Origin of the sequence: Flavobacterium olei (assembly GCF_039749035.1) — a bacterium.
Taxonomy (GTDB): domain Bacteria; phylum Bacteroidota; class Bacteroidia; order Flavobacteriales; family Flavobacteriaceae; genus Flavobacterium; species Flavobacterium olei.
This window is the reverse complement of the sequence record NZ_JBDKWC010000003.1, coordinates 157503-174186: the sequence shown is the minus strand read 5'-3', so window position 1 is coordinate 174186 and position 16684 is coordinate 157503. Positions and strand designations below refer to the sequence as shown.

Below are 16684 nucleotides of genomic sequence, written 5' to 3'. Positions count from 1 at the left end.
AATTAAATTATGTATCATTGTAATGCCCAATCAGTAATAATTCAAATAATTTACTATAAAAAACTTACATTATGACTAAAGTATTGAAATTCAAAGAAGTAAGCTCTGACGTAGAGCGTAGAATGAAAGATTTTGAAAAATTGCGTATTAAGTTTAAAACAGATGTAAAAAAAGACGAAGCAAAGAGAATTGCTGCAGGGAAAGAAAGTAAAGGCATATTTAAATCAATCTCTGATTTTTTCTCTGATACTCCAAAAACACCGGCGAATGCTGTGGCAAAAAAATAAAGCTAATCAGGTTTAAATTAGCACTTAAACTTTGTTTGGATTTATTAGAAACAATTAACGCTCCATTGGGAGCGTTTTTTTTGATTTAATTGTTATTTTTGCCCATCAAAAAATTGTAAAATGTCATTACGAAAAGCGTATTTCCTTATATTTCTGGTTTTAATTGTTGATCAGCTTTTAAAAATCTATGTCAAAACAAACTTCATACTGGGTGAAGAATTTGTAATTGCAGATTGGTTTAAAATTCATTTTATAGAAAATGAAGGAATGGCGTGGGGAACTAAGATTCCGGGAGAGTACGGGAAATTAATTCTAACGGTCTTCAGAATTTTTGCTGTAGTCGGAATTGGCTGGTGGCTTTCGGATGCAATTAAGAAACGTCATTCTAACTATTTGGTTGTCGCTATTGCCTTAATTTTTGCAGGAGCGGCCGGCAACATTATAGATTCGGTTTTTTACGGAGTTATTTTTGATGACAGTACACACAATCTGGCTACTATTTTTTCTCCTCAGCCTTACGGAACATGGTTTCATGGTTTGGTTGTCGATATGTTTTATTTCCCTATTTGGGAAGGAAATCTTCCAACATGGCTTCCTATAGTCGGAGGCAGGCATTTTGCGTTCTTCAATGCAATTTTTAATGTTGCCGATGTGGCAATTTCTACCGGAGTAGGGATTCTTTTGGTTTTTAATAAAAGAGCTTTTCCAAAACACGGATAATTTTAAATTTCATTATAACAAAAATAAATTCCAATGTTTGTGCGATAAAGCGCAGATATTGGAATTTTGAATTTTGAATTATTGAGATTAATTTTTATTGTGTTATTTTTACGGTATAAAAAATTAACTATGCAAAGTCCGTCTTTCTCCATATATGATGCTTCTGCTGGATCTGGAAAGACGTATACTTTGGTTAAGGAATATTTGAAAATTATTCTTTCATCACCCAAAAATGATGCTTATCGAAATATTCTGGCTATAACTTTTACCAACAAAGCGGTTCACGAGATGAAAAGCCGTATAGTTGGAAGTTTGTCTGAATTTGCAAAAGACGAACCCTCGTCAAAAGCTGTCGATTTAATGGAAGATCTTTCCAGGGAAACCGGTCTTTCTATTATCAAAATTAAAACCAAATCGCAGCAGATCATAAAGCATTTAATTCATAATTATGCTGCTTTTGATATTTCTACTATCGATAAATTTACCCATAAAGTTATTCGTGCATTTGCACACGATCTTAATCTTCCGATGACTTTTGAAGTTACGTTGGATACAGAAAATTTATTGATTGAAGCTGTTGATGCTATAATTGCCCAAGCCGGAGAAGACGAAACGCTGACCAGGCTTCTCATCGATTTTACAATGGAAAAAACCGATGATGATAAAAGCTGGGATATCTCGCGCGAAATTCTTGATACCGGAAGGTTGGTGCTCAATGAAAATAACCGGAACGAAATTCTGCATTTTCAGGATAAAACGATTACCGAATTTGTTGAAATAAAATCAAAAATGCAGTCGCTTTGCAAAGATTTGGAAGGTTGTAATGAAGACTTTGCCACAACAGCGATAGAATTAATAGACAGAAACGGAATTGATCCCAAATCATTTTCTAGAGGAACATTTCCGAATCATTTAGAAAGTATCCGAAGCGGAAAATTCAATCCAAAAAATAAAACGTTCCATGAGTTTGAAGATATTGCGATTAATAAAACGGCAAAAGACCGCGCATTAATTGAAAATATTATTCCGGAATTACTTCAGATATTAAAAGAGGTATATCAAAATTTTGAAAAACGAGATTTTTATAAAGCTTTTTTAAAAAATATAACACCATTGTCGCTTCTGAACACTGTAAGCAATGAATTGGCAAAAATTCAGTCCGAACAAAATATCTTATCGATTTCAGAATTCAATGCGATTATTCACAGGGAAATTCAAAATCAACCGGCGCCTTTCATTTATGAACGGTTGGGCGAACGTTATCGTAATTTTTTTATTGATGAATTTCAGGATACTTCAGAAATGCAATGGCAAAATTTAATTCCGTTAATAGATAATTCGCTTTCCGGATTAGATGATTTAGGAAATAAGGGAACTTTGATGATTGTAGGAGATCCGAAACAATCTATTTATCGCTGGCGCGGAGGAAAAGCTGAGCAGTTTATCGAATTAAGTAAAGATGTAAACCCGTTTAATAATCCCGATAAACAAATTAAGCATCTGGATACCAATTACCGAAGCTATAGTCAGATAATTGATTTTAACAATGCTTTTTTTAAATTGATTTCAACCGAATTTTCAAATGAAGATTACAAGGATTTATATGAAAACCATAGTTTCCAGAATTCAAACTCAAAAAAGGGCGGTTATGTCAATTTATCTTTTCTCCCTGTAACAGAAAAGAATGAGTTTATTGATGAAGAAGAAGTGGTTGAGAAAGCTGATTTGTATGTGCTGGCGACTTTAAGTACCATTCAAAAAGTAGTAAAACAAGGTTTTGAGTATAAAGATATTGTAATTCTGACCAGAAAGCGAGGTCAGGGAATTTCTGTTGCGAATTACCTAACCGAACAAGGAATTCCATTATTGTCTTCAGAGACTTTAATGATTCAGAATGCATCAGAAGTTCGTTTAATAATTCATCTTTTAAGGTATTTAAACAATAGTGCAGATTTGGAATCAAAAGCAAATTTTCTGCATTTTTTAGCTTCAAATAAAGATCTTTCAATGCCCGTTCATGATTTTATTGCAATGGGTATGAGTCATAGATTTGAAAAGGAATTTGAAGAATGGCTATTGACTTTTGATGTTTTATTTTCTTTTGAAGATGTTCGGAAAAAATCTTTGTATGAAGCAGTAGAAATTATCATTTCTAAATTTATTCTTCCTTCCGAAGGAAATGCTTATGTCCAGTTCTTTTTGGATATTGTTTTAGAAAGAGATATAAGAAATCAGTCGGGTGTCTCAGATTTTCTTAGTTTTTGGGATAAGAATGCAGAGAAATTCAGTATTCCGTCTCCGGAAGGAAATAACGCCGTGCGTATTATGACCATTCATAAGTCCAAAGGATTAGAGTTTCCTGTTGTAATTATGCCATTTGCCGATGAAGATTACAGTCGGAAACCAAAAGATAAATTGTGGCTCGATACCGAAGAAATAGATTTGGGAATTCCGAAAGCTTTGGTAGATAATAGCAGCGCCGTTGAAAGTTTTGGTGAGAGTGCTTCGGCAGTTTTTAACCTGAAAAAACAGGAAGAACTTCTGGATAATATCAATGTGCTTTATGTAGCGTTAACGCGCGCAGAGGAACAGCTTTATGTAATTTCGCAATCTTTAAAAGCTAAAAATGATGGCGAATATGCCAATAACATGGCCTCTTTTTTTATTAAATTTTTAATTAACGAAGGAGTTTATGATGAAGATAAACTGGAATATGAATTTGGAAATAATGAAAGACTTTCGAAAACTTCAAAAGCAACTGATTTAGTAAAATCAATTCCGGTTGTCAGCGAAATTTTAAATCCAAAAAATATTAAAATAGCACAACGTGAAGCTTTGATGTGGGGGACACATCAACAAGAGGCTATCTCGTACGGAAATATTGTGCATGAGATTTTAGCATTTGTTAAGGATAAATCAGATATCGATCTCGCTGTAACAAAATCATTGGAAAATGGGCTGATCACTTACGATCAGGTCGATCCTGTGTTGTTAACCTTGAAAGAAATTGTCAATCATCCTGAATTAAGTGTTTGTTTTGATGGAAATCATACTGTTTTAAATGAGCAGACAATCGTTCAGAAAGAAGGAAGAATTTTGAAGCCAGACAGGGTTGTTTTTTTAGAAAATAAAGAAGCTTATCTCTTGGATTATAAAACCGGTGCTATTAATGCCAAATATCAAAAGCAAATTCAGGAATATCAGGATGCTATTGAGGACTTAGGATATAAAGTGTTAAAAAAGGCACTGGTATATATCGGAGAAGAAATTGAAGTGGTAAATTTGTGAAAAAATTAATCAGATGTTAATGTAATAACGAAGCTTAATTATGGTTAAGCTGTTAATATTTAACATTTTAAATAAATAAAAATGTACGGTAAAATTAAAGAACATCTGCAAAGTGAGCTGCAGACAATCGAAGAAAATGGAATTTTTAAGAAAGAGCGAATTATTACATCTCCACAAGGTGCAGAAATACAAATTTCGACGGGAGAAACAGTTTTAAATTTCTGTGCAAATAATTACCTGGGGCTATCGTCTCATCCGGAAGTGGTGCAGGCAGCTAAGGATGCTATGGATACACACGGTTTCGGAATGTCGTCTGTTCGCTTCATATGCGGAACACAGGATATTCATAAAACATTAGAAAAACAAATTGCTGACTTTTATGGTACTGAAGACACAATTTTGTACGCAGCAGCATTTGATGCTAACGGAGGAGTTTTTGAACCTTTGCTTGGTGAGCATGATGCTATTATTTCTGATAGTTTAAATCATGCCTCTATTATAGATGGTGTACGTCTTTGTAAAGCAGCGCGCTATCGTTACGAAAATAGTAATATGGAAGATTTGGAGCAACAGCTTATTAAGGCAAATGAAGCTGGAGCGCGTTTCAAATTAATTGTTACTGATGGTGTATTCTCGATGGATGGACTTGTAGCGCCTTTAGATAAGATTTGTGACCTTGCTGATAAATACGATGCCATGGTTATGGTAGACGAATGTCATGCGGCGGGTTTCATAGGTGCAACAGGAAAAGGAACTCTTGAGGCAAAAGGAGTAATGGGAAGAGTGGATATAATTACCGGAACTCTTGGTAAAGCTCTGGGCGGGGCAATGGGAGGTTATACGACGGCAAAAAAAGAAATAATTGAGCTGTTGCGTCAGAGATCAAGGCCGTATTTATTTTCAAATTCGCTGGCACCTGCAATTGTTGGAGCCTCCATAAAAGTGTTTGAATTATTAGAAAAAGATACGACACTCCGTGATAAATTAGAGTGGAATACCAACTACTTTAAAGAAGGCATGAAAAGTGCCGGATTTGATATAATTGATGGCGATTCTGCTATCGTTCCGGTTATGTTATACGATGCAAAATTATCGCAGACAATGGCAAATGAACTTTTAAAACAAGGCATATATGTTATTGGGTTTTTCTTCCCAGTTGTGCCTAAGGATAGAGCCAGAATACGTGTTCAGCTTTCTGCCGCGCATGAAAAAGAACACCTTGACAAAGCTATAAATGCATTCACAGTTGTCGGTAAAATGTTAAAAGTTATATAATTACCACTTTGGTTAAATTTTTGTAGGTTTTTTTTAACATTTCATTTTGTATTTAAAAAATTTGGTGTTACTTTTGCTTGTAATTAACTAAATTGTAATTAAAAAAATTAAGTATGAAACATCTTAACAAACTTTTAGTTGCTGTATTGATGGCGATGGGTTTAAGTTCTCACGCGCAAGACAGTAACAATCCATGGGCGATCTCTTTCGGGGTTAATGCTGTGGATACTAGAACAAGTTCGGGTTCAGGAAGTGGATTTTTCGATCAGCACTTCTCTCAACCATTCGCAGTAAAAGACAACTGGAATATTCTTCCTTCCCTATCTTACATTGGTGTAAGTAGATATGTTGGAAGTGGTTTCTCTGTTGGTTTGCAGGGTTCTGTAAACAAAATTGATAAATATGTTACTTTTGATCCAACTGCTCCTGGGCATGATAACAGAGGAAACGTTGTGTCTAATCCTGGTGACTTAATGTACTACGGAATTGATGCTACTATCAAATACAGCTTCCAGGAATTGATTAAATCTAAAGTGGTTGATCCTTCGTTATCTGTTGGTGGTGGTTACACTTTCTTCGGAGATAGCAGCTACGGAACAGTTAACCCAGGTGCTGGTGTTACTTTTTGGTTTACAGATGCTATTGGTCTTGAGCTTGCTACAAGATACAAGTGGTCAGTAAGCGGAGATAGAGAAGATGCTTCTGGAGCTCCAGATGCTCCATCTCACTTCCAACACACTGCTGGTCTAGTATTCAAATTCGGAGGTAAAGATACTGACGGAGACGGAATCTATGACAAAGACGATGCTTGTCCAGATGTTGCTGGTTTAAAACAATTCAACGGATGTCCTGATACTGACGGTGACGGAATCGTTGATGCTTCTGACGCTTGTCCAGATGTATTTGGTTTAGCTGCTTTAAACGGATGTCCTGATACTGACGGAGACGGAATTGCTGATAAAGATGATGCTTGTCCAGATGTTGCTGGTTTAGCTGCTTTAAAAGGTTGTCCTGATACTGACGGTGACGGAATCGCTGATAAAGACGATAAATGTCCTACAGTTGCTGGTCCTAAAGAAAATGGTGGTTGTCCTTTCTTAGACGCTGACAAAGACGGTGTTGCAGATAAAGATGATGATTGTCCTACAGTTGCTGGTCCTGCTAGTAACAGAGGTTGTCCAGAAGTAACTTCTGAGGCATTAGAAGATCTTAAAGTTCAAGCTAGAGCTGTATACTTTAACTCAGGAAAAGCTACTTTCAAAACTGGAGATAAAGAAACTCAAGCTAGATTAGATGCAATTAAAGAAATCCTTAAAAACTATCCAAACGCGAAATTCTCTATCGAAGGTCACACGGATAGCGATGGTTCTGACAAATTGAATCAAAAACTTTCTGAAGACAGAGCTGCTGCTGTAATGAACGCTTTGATCGAAAGAGGAGTTAACGCTGACAACTTAGTATCTAAAGGTTTTGGTGAGTCTCAACCAGTTGCAAGCAACAAAACTGCTGCAGGTAAAGCACAAAACAGAAGAACTGAAATTAAACACATTGGTTCTAAATACCAAGGTAAACTATAATTTACAGTTTAAATAAAAATGAAAAGCCATTCTTAATTGAATGGCTTTTTTTATTTTTATACTATGGTAAATACTTCTTTTCTTCAAAAAATTGCTTCTGTCGTAATTCAGGATTATGCCGGAAAACTTTCCGCATTAACTATAATACTTCCTAATAAAAGAGCTAAAGTCTTCCTGATTGAAGCCCTTAAAAATGAAACTTCTAAAACTATTATTGCACCTGAAATTACCAGTATTGAGGATTTTGTTCAGGACGTGGCATCAATCCGTTCAGTCGATTCGATTGAGCTTCTGTTTGAATTCTATGAAGTATATTTATCCATTACCGAAAAGAAAAATCAGCAATCATTTGAACTTTTTGCTAATTGGGCAAAAACTCTTTTGCAGGATTTTAATGAAATCGACAGATACCTGCTTGATCCCTCGCATGTATTATCTTATCTAAAGGATATTGAAGATATAAAGAAGTGGGGTTTAGAAGTCGATCAGAAAACTAAGCTTTTAGAAAACTATATTGATTTTTGGAAATTGCTTCCATTGTATTACGATTCCTTATACAATCATTTATTGTTCAAATCTATTGGGTACCAGGGTTTGGTTTACAGAGAAGCGGTAAATAATCTGAATCACTTTTCGAATACAATCGGAAAACGAGTCTTCATTTTTGCAGGTTTTAATGCCTTAAATGCCGCTGAAGAAAAAATTGTACAGCATTTATTGGCTCTGGATCAGGCAAAAATTTACTGGGATTCGGATCAGAGTTTTTTAAATGATCCCTATCATGATGCGGGTCTTTTTTTAAGACGTTTCAAAGAAAGCTGGAAATATTATAAATCCAATGTTTTTGAATGGATTGTAGATGACTTCTCCCAATCCAAGAATATTCAGGTAATTGGAACTCCTAAAACAATTGGACAGGCTAAGCTCGCGGGCAGTATCATTGAAAAATTGATTGATGAAAATCCTACTGCTTCGCTGGATAAAGTAGCAGTTGTGCTAGGGGAAGAAAATTTATTGGTTCCGGTTTTATATTCTCTTCCATCTTCTGTGGGAGCATTAAATATTACAATGGGATATTCCGGAAAGAATAATCCGTCGCAGATTTTTGTAGCTAAACTGTTTAAGATGCACACCAATGCTCTTTCCCGCAAAGGCAGCAGTTATTTTTTTTACTACAAAGATGTACTGGATATTTTGACCCATCCTCTCGTTGAACCTTACGCGAATGCTCACAAGCTGGTACAAATTATAAAAGAAAATAATTATACCTTTATCACGCACCATAAGATTTTTGAGCTTCACCCGGAATCGTCTGCATTTTTTAATTTATTATTTGAAAAATGGGAGAATGGTTCTATAGCAGTTTTGAGAAATATCTCAGCTTTGTTAATTGCAATTAAAGACCACTTTAGCAATGACAATGAGGAAGAAAAAATTGCAAAAGCTTTTGTATATGGGGTTTTTAAAGTAATTAATAAGCTTATTAATTACTATGCAAAACATCATCATATTGATAATATAGATACTTTGCATGCAATTTATAAACAAATTATAGATTTGGCAGAAGTTTCTTTTGAGGGAGAACCTTTACGAGGCTTGCAGATTATGGGTGTACTGGAAAGTCGTGTTTTAGATTTCGAAACGGTCATAATAACTTCTATGAATGAAGGTAAATTTCCTGCCGGTAAATCGCAAAACTCATTTATTCCTTATGATGTGAAACGCGAATTAGGGCTTCCGACTTTTAAAGAAAAAGATGCCATTTATACCTACCACTTTTATCATTTGCTTCAGAGAGCGAAAAATATTTATCTAATATATAATACTGAAAATGATGGATTGGATGCAGGTGAAAGGAGCCGCTTTATAACGCAGTTGGAAGTCGAGAAAAAATTAAGACACAATATCACTTTCGATATTTATAATCCGGAGCTTCCGACGACCGCTTATGAGCCAATTTCTGTTGCGAAATCTGAATTGGTGATGGAGCGTTTAAGAGAAATTGCAGCAGTCGGTTTTTCTCCTTCTGCTTTGACGAGTTATATTCGAAATCCGATTGAATTTTATTTTCAAAAAATACTTCGGATTCGTGAAGTGGAAGAGGTGGAAGAAAATATTGCTCTAAATACTCTTGGTACTATTATTCATGAAACTTTAAAGGCACTTTACGAACCCTTTATCGGAAAATTTATTTCTGAAAATGATCTTCTCAATTGTTTCAAATTATTAGACGACGAAGTTTTAAAGCAATTTAAACTGGTATATAAAGAGGGGGAAATTAAAAAAGGAAGAAATCTTTTAGCGTTTGAAGTAGCAAAGCGAAATGTGTCCAACTTTTTAAGAATGGAATTGGAATCTGTAAGAAATAATCAAGCGATTCAGATTGTGGCTTTGGAGCAAACTTTTGAACGCGAATTTAATCATCCGAAACTTCCTTTTCCAGTTTTGATTAAAGGAAATGTCGATCGCATTGAGCGTCGTGACGGAAAAATTAGAATTATCGATTATAAGACCGGAAAAGTGGATAAAGCAAATGTAGTGCTGAAAACATGGAACGGACTGACACAGGAGCTTAAAAACGATAAAATTATTCAAGTATTAGCTTATGCATATATGTTTGAAGAGCATGCTGGGAACTTACCAATTGAAGTTGGTATTATTTCCTTTAAAAATTTAAAATCAGGATTTCTGCCTTTTGGTTTTAAAGAAGATAAAGATTTAAAGGTTATTGTAACCCCTGAAATTTTGAATTCCTATCTGGATGAAATTGCTAATTTGCTGAGTGAAATTTTTGATATGAATATACCTTTTGAAGAAAAAATTTAAATAGCATTAGAAAAATTTTAAACATATTCGACTTTTATAAAACTACGTTAACCGTAAATTTGATCATTTCAGTTTTAGGTCTATTATTCGTGAGTATAAATTACTTCCTGTTTCTCTTTTCTACGATTGGTTTTATGGGCAGTCTTATTTTTAAAGAATATTACAGCAAACACCAATATCTGTTTTATGCCAACAATGGAGTAGCTAAAATCAAACTTTTGATATATTCTTTTCTTGTCAACAGCTTGATAGTTTTGCTTATAACGGCGTTAATAATCATTAGTTCGAAACTATTTTGAAAAAACATATTCTGGAAATAAGCGGCGTTCGAAAACAATATAATTCTCTATCACTACTTTCAGATGTTTATCTGAAAGTTGAAACCGGTAATATAATCGGTTTATTTGGCAGAAATGGATCCGGGAAATCCACTTTATTTAAAATTATTTTCGGAATAGAAGCTGCTTCGGAAAAAAGCATTTTTATTGATGGTATTTGCAAAAACAATTCTTCAGTGCTTAATCAGATCAGTTATCTGCATCAGAATCAATTTATTCCGAATCATTTATCGGTTAAACAAAGTATTTTGTTGTCTATAGATAAACAAAAAGTAAATCGTTTTTGTGATGATAAATTTGTAGAGTCGATTTTAAAAACAAGAATACGGCATTTATCATACGGCGAACTTCGGTATTTAGAAGTAAAATTGGTTCTTTTTAATTCTTCTCATTTGTTATTTTAGACGAACCTTTTAGCGGATTATCTCCTAAGATGTCCGAAGTAGTGAAGCAATTAATTCAGGAAAATTCCGAGGAAAAAGGAATTATTCTCACCGATCATAATTACGAAAATGTCTTGGAAATTTCCACCGATTTAGTGCTCTTAAAAGAAGGTAAATTGCATAAAATCAAAGATAAAGCCGAACTTTCCGAAAGTAACTATCTTAAAAATCCGGCTTCTTTTTGAGTGCTTTTAACTAAATATTTTTTTAAAAAAACCTTTTTTAGCTTTTTCTTCAGAGCTTGTATTATTAATGTTTCCGTTTTGGATACGAAATCTTCTAAACTTCTCCAGTTTTACATTTAAGTCAAAGCGTAATTCGTCAGCAGTTTTCATTTTACTAAATTTTTTACAAAGCTATAGAAAAACTTCTGGCAAATGCAATAAACTCTAAATGTTAATTTTAGAAATGAATTAAATCATAAGAATTGTTACGATTTTAGTATTATCTTCTTTTTATGTTAATTTTTTTTGCAGTTTTTATGGAAATAAATACGATTGATTAGTTGATAAATAAAAGTGCATCAGTACGTTATACTACAGTTTTTTTTAACAAGTGTTCATTGTGCTTGTAATCTTTATTAAAATATCTTTGACGCTCCAAAACATGACAAATACAAGAATATGATTGATTTACAAACACTGGTAGAAGAGACTGGAGCAGAATCTGGACTGAGTTTTAACATTGATGGAATTTTAAACGAGTCTGTTAATTTAGAATACGACGGAAATGTCGCTGCAATGATCGGAATGATCTTAAAGATGTGCCTGGAAATGTCGGAAGACGTAAATAATGGCGATCTGAAACAAGTTATGATTAAGAACAATGACGGAATCGTTGTTGCGATTAAAGACGAAGACGATAACTGTATTGCGTTGCTTTCTAAAGATTTAAGTAAAATGGGTCTGTTGCTGAGAAGAATGGACACCGTATTTAACAACTAATTTAAAACCAAAATTTTATAACATGTCAGATTTTTTACAAAATTTTCAAAACGATTTAAGAGAAAATATCAACGGATTCATTGCTGTATCTGTAACTGAGGTAGAAACAGGAATGTCTTACTGTTCACTTACCGTAAATCCAGATTTCGATCCGGAATTGGCTTCGGCTTACAATTTAGAAGTAGTAAAAGCTAAAATAAATGCTATTAAAGCTTTAGGATTAAACCAGAAAATAAATGATATTTTAATTTCGCTAACAGATCAGCTTCATATTATTGATGTTTCTGAAGACGGAAGATATTTTATTTATTTAGCAGTAGATTCTACAAAAGCTAATCTTGGTTTAACAAGAGCGACTTTGGGTAAATACAAAAAAGATATTATCTCAAAATTATAACAATATTTTGCCTCCAAAATGAAGAAAAAGGCTATTTCAAATAAGTTTCGAAATGGCCTTTTTTGATTTTTATGGTTTTTTGTTTTATTCGAAAAACTGTAATAAAACAGATTTTAAAGCTTCTTTGTTTTCAATGTGGCTCATATGTCCGTCTTCAAAAGTAACCAATTGTGCTGTTGTGTCTTCGATTTGAACAAGATTTTCTTCGTAATTTAAAACAGGATCTTTTTTTCCTAAAATCAATAAAAGCGGAAACAAATTCTTGCGAATTAATTCTTCTCTGTCTTTCCTGATTTTCATGCCTTCTAAAGACGCAACAATTCCCTGTAAAGGTGTTTTTAAAGCTTCATCTTTTACCTTTTCAATTTCAGCTGCTAATCTGGTTCTGTTATTTTCGCTAAAGAGATTTGCAACTGCTAAACTAACAAAGCTGACATAATTTTGCTTCACCGCTTTGATGGCGCGGGTTCTATTAAGTTTTTTTTCTTCGCTGTCTTCTTTTGAAGTAGAATTCTGCAAAACTATTTTTTGAATTTTATCCGGATATAATTCGGCGAAAGCCAATGCTACATAACCACCCATGGAATGTCCGAGAATAGTAGCCTTTTTTATTTCCAGATGTTCCAGTACTTCATTTACGGCATTTGCATTTTCTTCCATAGAATGGACATAACCCAGACAATCAGATTCGCCGTGACCTAATAAATCGATTGTAATAACGCGATTTTTTTGTGAAAACAAATCGACATATTCCTGCCACATTTTTTTGTTTTCAAGAAAGCCATGAAGCAAAACAATTGCATTTCCTTCGCCCGAATCAGTAAAAGATATTTTGGTGTTTTTATATAGGATGTTTTTCAAAATAATGAGTTTAAATTTTAGCATACAAATTTAGTAATTGACAAATCATATAAAATATATAAGTTTATTACAGTCAAAAAATAATTGTAATCGGGTTCAAATTAAGTAATAACAGATTTTGGAAGTTAAAAAACAACGGCTTTCATTTCTGAAAGCCGTATAAATTCTATTTTCTTGTTTTAATTCTAAAACTATTCATTCATCAAAGTTTCAATTTCATCAACTTCAACCGGAATATTACGCATTAGATTAAAAGGAGCGCCTTTTTCCTGAACGACAACATTATCTTCCAGACGAATTCCGAATTTTTCTGCCGGAATGTAGATTCCAGGTTCAACAGTAAAAACCATATTGGCTTTCATTGGTTCGTGCAGCAAACCATAATCGTGTGTGTCCAATCCCATATGGTGAGAAGTTCCGTGCATGAAATATTTCTTGTAAGCCGGCCATTCCGGATTTTCGTTCTGAACATCCGCTTTATCCAGTAGACCTAAACCAAGTAATTCTGAAGTCATTATTTTTCCTACTTCTACATGATATTGTTTCCAAAGCGTTCCAGGAATCAGCATTTTTGTAGCTTCATTTTTTACTCTCAAAACCGCATTATAAACTGCTTTTTGACGATCTGTAAATTTTCCCGAAACCGGAATAGTTCTTGTCATATCGCTGGAATAATTGGCGTATTCTGCTGCAACATCCAGCAAAATTAAATCTCCCGCGTTACATTGCTGATTGTTTTCAATGTAATGCAAAACATTAGCGTTGTTTCCGGAAGCGATAATTGGCGTATAAGCAAAACCTTTAGAGCGGTTACGGATAAATTCGTGAGCCAGTTCGGCTTCGATTTCGTATTCGGTAACATTTGGTTTTACAAATCCTAACAATCTGCGGAAACCTTTTTCTGTAATATCACAAGCGTGCTGAATCAAATCGATTTCTTCGCTCTCTTTTACAGAACGAATGCGTTGTAAAATTGGGTTGCTTTTTGCCACATTGTGTGCCGGATAACGTTCTTTCCACCATTTAACGAAACGAGCTTCTCGTGTTTCTGTTTCCACACTTGCCCGGTAATGTTCGTTTGTATTAATGTACATCGTATCGGCATACGTCATCATTTCGTTCAAAACTTTATGAAAATCCTGTAACCAATAAACCGTTCTGATTCCCGAAACCTGAAAAGCACGTTCTTTTGTCAGTTTTTCACCTTCCCAAACTGCAATATGATCGTTGGTCTCTCTTAAAAAAAGAATTTCTCTCTGACTTTCATACGGTGCATCCGGAAACAAAAGCAATACACTTTCTTCCTGGTCAACACCACTCAGATAAAAAATATCTCTGTGCTGAGCAAACGGCAAAGTACTGTCGGCACTAATTGGGTAAATGTCATTGGAGTTAAACACAGCAACAGAATTAGGGTTCATTTCTGCCATGAACTTTCTGCGGTTTTTTACAAAAAGTCCGCTGTTTATTTGATGATATTTCATAATTATTTCGTTTTTGAACTTCGAATTTCAAAATTACATATTTTAAACAAAAAGCAGGAAATTGGTTTATTAAAGTTTTCTTATTTGTTGGAAGTTTTAATGTTTTTGCTAAGAAGACACTAGCACGAAGTTTTTTTAACCGGCGAATTTTACGTCTCGTTGTCTTCCTGAGCGGAGTCGAAAGATCAATGCAAATTATTTTTCATGAGTTGGAAAATTATAATCTCGCAAAGTCGCAAAGACGCAAAGTTTTTCCTCAATCTTGTCATTTCGAGGAACGAGAAATCGCACGCGGGATTTGACAAAGGTTATCAAACATAGCGCAAGGTTTCAACCTTGGGGACGCATTGCAAATCGGGATATGTGTATGTTAGGTCAAATACTTTACGTCCCAATGGTTGAAACCATTGGCTATATTTTAATGATACTTTTGTCAATTTCGACGGAGGAGAAATCCTACTGGAACTCCGCAAAGTAAATCCTCAATCTTTGTCGATTAGCGAGTGCAATTTCTTATTGCAGTCGAAATGACAAACGTGTGTAAAAAATCAAAACCGAAACATTTGCTTCGGTTTTTATTGGAATTTGGAATTTCAAAAATTGCAATTCAATCAATCCATTTATAATATCTAGCTCCAACTAAAACTGGGATTTCTTTCTCAATTCGATCTAAAACCCATTCTTGTTTTGGAGTTCTTACACTTTCTTTTTGTTCTTTTTTATGAAGACTTTCATAAGTATTGAAATCAATTTCTACGCTTTCTTCCAGGTTTTCAAAAAGCTTTACATTTTCCAAAGCTGATTTCCATTCCGGCTGAATGGTTCCTTCAAAAACTTTCGATTTTGAACCGCTTCCGTAAGCTAAGAAACCAAATTTTTCTCCAGCGACTTCTTTTTTAGTATCGTAAAAATGAGCCAAAGTCGATAATAATCCCATAAAAATAGAACCTGTATAAAGGTTTCCAATTAAGGAAGAAGCCAATTCAGCAGGCTGTAATTTCTCTGTTACAAAATTTCTGTAATCCTCCGATTTTGCTACTTCTTTAATTTTAGTCTGATAATCTGCGGTGGCAAGATCATCAGCTATTATTTTTTCAGCACTGTCCAAAGCATAAATTTCAGATAACATTCTGCGACCCTGAAAAGAATAAGGTAAATGCATCACGATACTATGCCAGGTATTGTATAATGTTGTGCTTTCGTTTTTTAATTTTTTAAATGAAAAGTACGCATTGCGCGTACGATCCATATAACATTGATTCGAATACTGACCGTCAAAAACCGGCTGGTCTTTATGAATTTCGATCTCTGCTTCTAAATTATCAAACCAAGGATCGTTGCTTTTATTTTGTAAAATTGCCTCTTTCGAGATAGTTCTGTAAGGTTTAAAAAAGTCGAAAACACCTTTGGTACTAGTTGCCCAATTATCATCAAAAGCAATAATTTTTGGATCTGCCGTAATCAACATCGCAACCGCACCGGCACCTTGTGTGTATTCGCCGCCGGAATTCAAATCGTATTTTGCAAAATCGCTTGTTACGACAATTGCTTTTTTTGTTGGATTCAATTTCACAAAATCGATACAGTTTTGCATCGCATCTACGCCTCCAATGCAGGCAAAAGTAAAATCGACAACATCACATTCTGCAAGGGAATCTTCTCCAAATTTTTGTTCCATTAAACTTATTAAATAAGAAGCAATGGGTTTAGAACTGTCGATTCCGCTTTCTGTACCAACGTAAATACGGCTAATTTCGTTTAAGTTTATTTGATTGTTCTGAATTAGTTTGGTTAAGGCATTCGCACCAAACACCACGGCATCCTGATGAACATCCGGGAAAGTCATTTTTAGTAATCCAAGACCTTTTTCCAGTTTTTCGGGTTCTATATTTCTGGCAGTCGCCAAAGTTTTTATGGGTAAATGTATGTTGGCTACATCAAAAGAAATAGCATCAATTCCTGTTTTCATTCTTAATTTTTTGAGCCGATAAAGGTAAAACTATGTGATGGAATGGCAATTTTTTGACATAATAAAATGTATTCAGCGATTCACTTTTGAAGAAAATAAATTAAAACTTTGAATAAAATAATAATATGATAAAATTTTTGAAATCTAAAAGCCCTGAATTCTGCTTCAAAAGCGCTGTGTAATTGTTTGTTGGAGATTTTTATACTAAATTATTCGTTATGAAAAATAATTTCATAAGTAAAAATACGTATACGTAGTCTATTTTAAAATCATTA

14 protein-coding genes are annotated in these 16684 nt (G+C 34.2%); 10 read left to right on the top strand and 4 right to left on the bottom strand.

The genetic code is table 11. The annotated features are described in order from the left end of the window. Positions 1–71 precede the first annotated feature (71 nt). The 8 genes from ABEB31_RS08545 to ABEB31_RS08510 all read left to right on the top strand — a co-directional run bounded on the left by ABEB31_RS08545 (position 72) and on the right by ABEB31_RS08510 (position 10939). Positions 72–287 (top strand): hypothetical protein, encoded by a 216-nt coding sequence (locus ABEB31_RS08545; RefSeq protein WP_347051001.1) that lies wholly within the window; start codon positions 72–74, stop codon positions 285–287. 120 nt (positions 288–407) lie between these two features. After that, complete coding sequence (locus ABEB31_RS08540) at positions 408–1007, top strand: lipoprotein signal peptidase (RefSeq protein WP_347050999.1); 600 nt, start codon at positions 408–410, stop codon at positions 1005–1007. A 129-nt stretch (positions 1008–1136) separates the two neighbouring features. Then, positions 1137–4295: a UvrD-helicase domain-containing protein gene (locus ABEB31_RS08535; RefSeq protein ID WP_347050997.1), complete on the top strand. Its 3159-nt coding sequence runs from the start codon at positions 1137–1139 to the stop codon at positions 4293–4295. Between the two features lie 81 nt (positions 4296–4376). Continuing rightward, complete coding sequence (gene kbl, locus ABEB31_RS08530) at positions 4377–5570, top strand: glycine C-acetyltransferase (RefSeq protein WP_347050995.1); 1194 nt, start codon at positions 4377–4379, stop codon at positions 5568–5570. 113 nt (positions 5571–5683) lie between these two features. Then, positions 5684–7147 carry an OmpA family protein gene (locus ABEB31_RS08525; protein WP_347050993.1) on the top strand — a complete coding sequence of 488 codons (1464 nt, stop codon included), beginning with the start codon at positions 5684–5686 and terminating at the stop codon, positions 7145–7147. 63 nt (positions 7148–7210) lie between these two features. Beyond that, on the top strand, positions 7211–9973 hold the full coding sequence (locus tag ABEB31_RS08520; protein WP_347050991.1) for a PD-(D/E)XK nuclease family protein: 2763 nt from the start codon (positions 7211–7213) through the stop codon (positions 9971–9973). Between the two features lie 295 nt (positions 9974–10268). Beyond that, entirely contained in the window at positions 10269–10715 is a 447-nt protein-coding gene (locus ABEB31_RS08515; RefSeq protein ID WP_347050989.1) for an ATP-binding cassette domain-containing protein, read from the top strand. 29 nt (positions 10716–10744) lie between these two features. Further along, complete coding sequence (locus tag ABEB31_RS08510; RefSeq protein ID WP_347050988.1) at positions 10745–10939, top strand: hypothetical protein; 195 nt, start codon at positions 10745–10747, stop codon at positions 10937–10939. Between the two features lie 6 nt (positions 10940–10945). Here the strand turns inward: ABEB31_RS08510 and ABEB31_RS08505 are convergent, their stop codons facing one another. Next, positions 10946–11089, bottom strand: coding sequence for a hypothetical protein (locus tag ABEB31_RS08505; RefSeq protein WP_347050987.1), 144 nt, complete (start codon positions 11087–11089; stop codon positions 10946–10948). Between the two features lie 288 nt (positions 11090–11377). On the opposite strand from ABEB31_RS08505, the gene ABEB31_RS08500 reads away from it, so the two are divergent. After that, entirely contained in the window at positions 11378–11698 is a 321-nt protein-coding gene (locus ABEB31_RS08500; RefSeq protein ID WP_347050986.1) for a roadblock/LC7 domain-containing protein, read from the top strand. 22 nt (positions 11699–11720) lie between these two features. Then, a complete protein-coding gene (locus ABEB31_RS08495) occupies positions 11721–12095 on the top strand; it encodes a hypothetical protein (RefSeq protein ID WP_347050985.1) in 375 nt (124 codons plus the stop codon). 84 nt (positions 12096–12179) lie between these two features. On the opposite strand, the gene ABEB31_RS08490 is transcribed toward ABEB31_RS08495, so the two are convergent. The 3 genes from ABEB31_RS08490 to ABEB31_RS08480 all read right to left on the bottom strand — a co-directional run bounded on the left by ABEB31_RS08490 (position 12180) and on the right by ABEB31_RS08480 (position 16409). After that, positions 12180–12956: an alpha/beta fold hydrolase gene (locus tag ABEB31_RS08490; protein WP_347050984.1), complete on the bottom strand. Its 777-nt coding sequence runs from the start codon at positions 12954–12956 to the stop codon at positions 12180–12182. 191 nt (positions 12957–13147) lie between these two features. After that, positions 13148–14440, bottom strand: a complete 1293-nt coding sequence (locus ABEB31_RS08485) for an aminopeptidase P family protein (RefSeq protein WP_347050983.1) — start codon at positions 14438–14440, stop codon at positions 13148–13150. A gap of 607 nt (positions 14441–15047) precedes the next feature. Continuing rightward, positions 15048–16409 carry a hydroxymethylglutaryl-CoA synthase family protein gene (locus ABEB31_RS08480; protein ID WP_347050982.1) on the bottom strand — a complete coding sequence of 454 codons (1362 nt, stop codon included), beginning with the start codon at positions 16407–16409 and terminating at the stop codon, positions 15048–15050. Between the last annotated feature and the right edge of the window lie 275 nt (positions 16410–16684).

What these genes read in the sequence shown, in the direction of transcription:
- ABEB31_RS08545 (WP_347051001.1), top strand. Translation starts at nt 72, where the DNA reads ATGACTAAAGTATTGAAATTCAAAGAAGTAAGCTCTGACGTAGAGCGT.
- ABEB31_RS08540 (WP_347050999.1), top strand. Translation starts at nt 408, where the DNA reads ATGTCATTACGAAAAGCGTATTTCCTTATATTTCTGGTTTTAATTGTT.
- ABEB31_RS08535 (WP_347050997.1), top strand. Translation starts at nt 1,137, where the DNA reads ATGCAAAGTCCGTCTTTCTCCATATATGATGCTTCTGCTGGATCTGGA.
- kbl (WP_347050995.1), top strand. Translation starts at nt 4,377, where the DNA reads ATGTACGGTAAAATTAAAGAACATCTGCAAAGTGAGCTGCAGACAATC.
- ABEB31_RS08525 (WP_347050993.1), top strand. Translation starts at nt 5,684, where the DNA reads ATGAAACATCTTAACAAACTTTTAGTTGCTGTATTGATGGCGATGGGT.
- ABEB31_RS08520 (WP_347050991.1), top strand. Translation starts at nt 7,211, where the DNA reads ATGGTAAATACTTCTTTTCTTCAAAAAATTGCTTCTGTCGTAATTCAG.
- ABEB31_RS08510 (WP_347050988.1), top strand. Translation starts at nt 10,745, where the DNA reads ATGTCCGAAGTAGTGAAGCAATTAATTCAGGAAAATTCCGAGGAAAAA.
- ABEB31_RS08505 (WP_347050987.1), bottom strand. Translation starts at nt 11,089, where the DNA reads ATGAAAACTGCTGACGAATTACGCTTTGACTTAAATGTAAAACTGGAG.
- ABEB31_RS08500 (WP_347050986.1), top strand. Translation starts at nt 11,378, where the DNA reads ATGATTGATTTACAAACACTGGTAGAAGAGACTGGAGCAGAATCTGGA.
- ABEB31_RS08495 (WP_347050985.1), top strand. Translation starts at nt 11,721, where the DNA reads ATGTCAGATTTTTTACAAAATTTTCAAAACGATTTAAGAGAAAATATC.
- ABEB31_RS08485 (WP_347050983.1), bottom strand. Translation starts at nt 14,440, where the DNA reads ATGAAATATCATCAAATAAACAGCGGACTTTTTGTAAAAAACCGCAGA.
- ABEB31_RS08480 (WP_347050982.1), bottom strand. Translation starts at nt 16,409, where the DNA reads ATGAAAACAGGAATTGATGCTATTTCTTTTGATGTAGCCAACATACAT.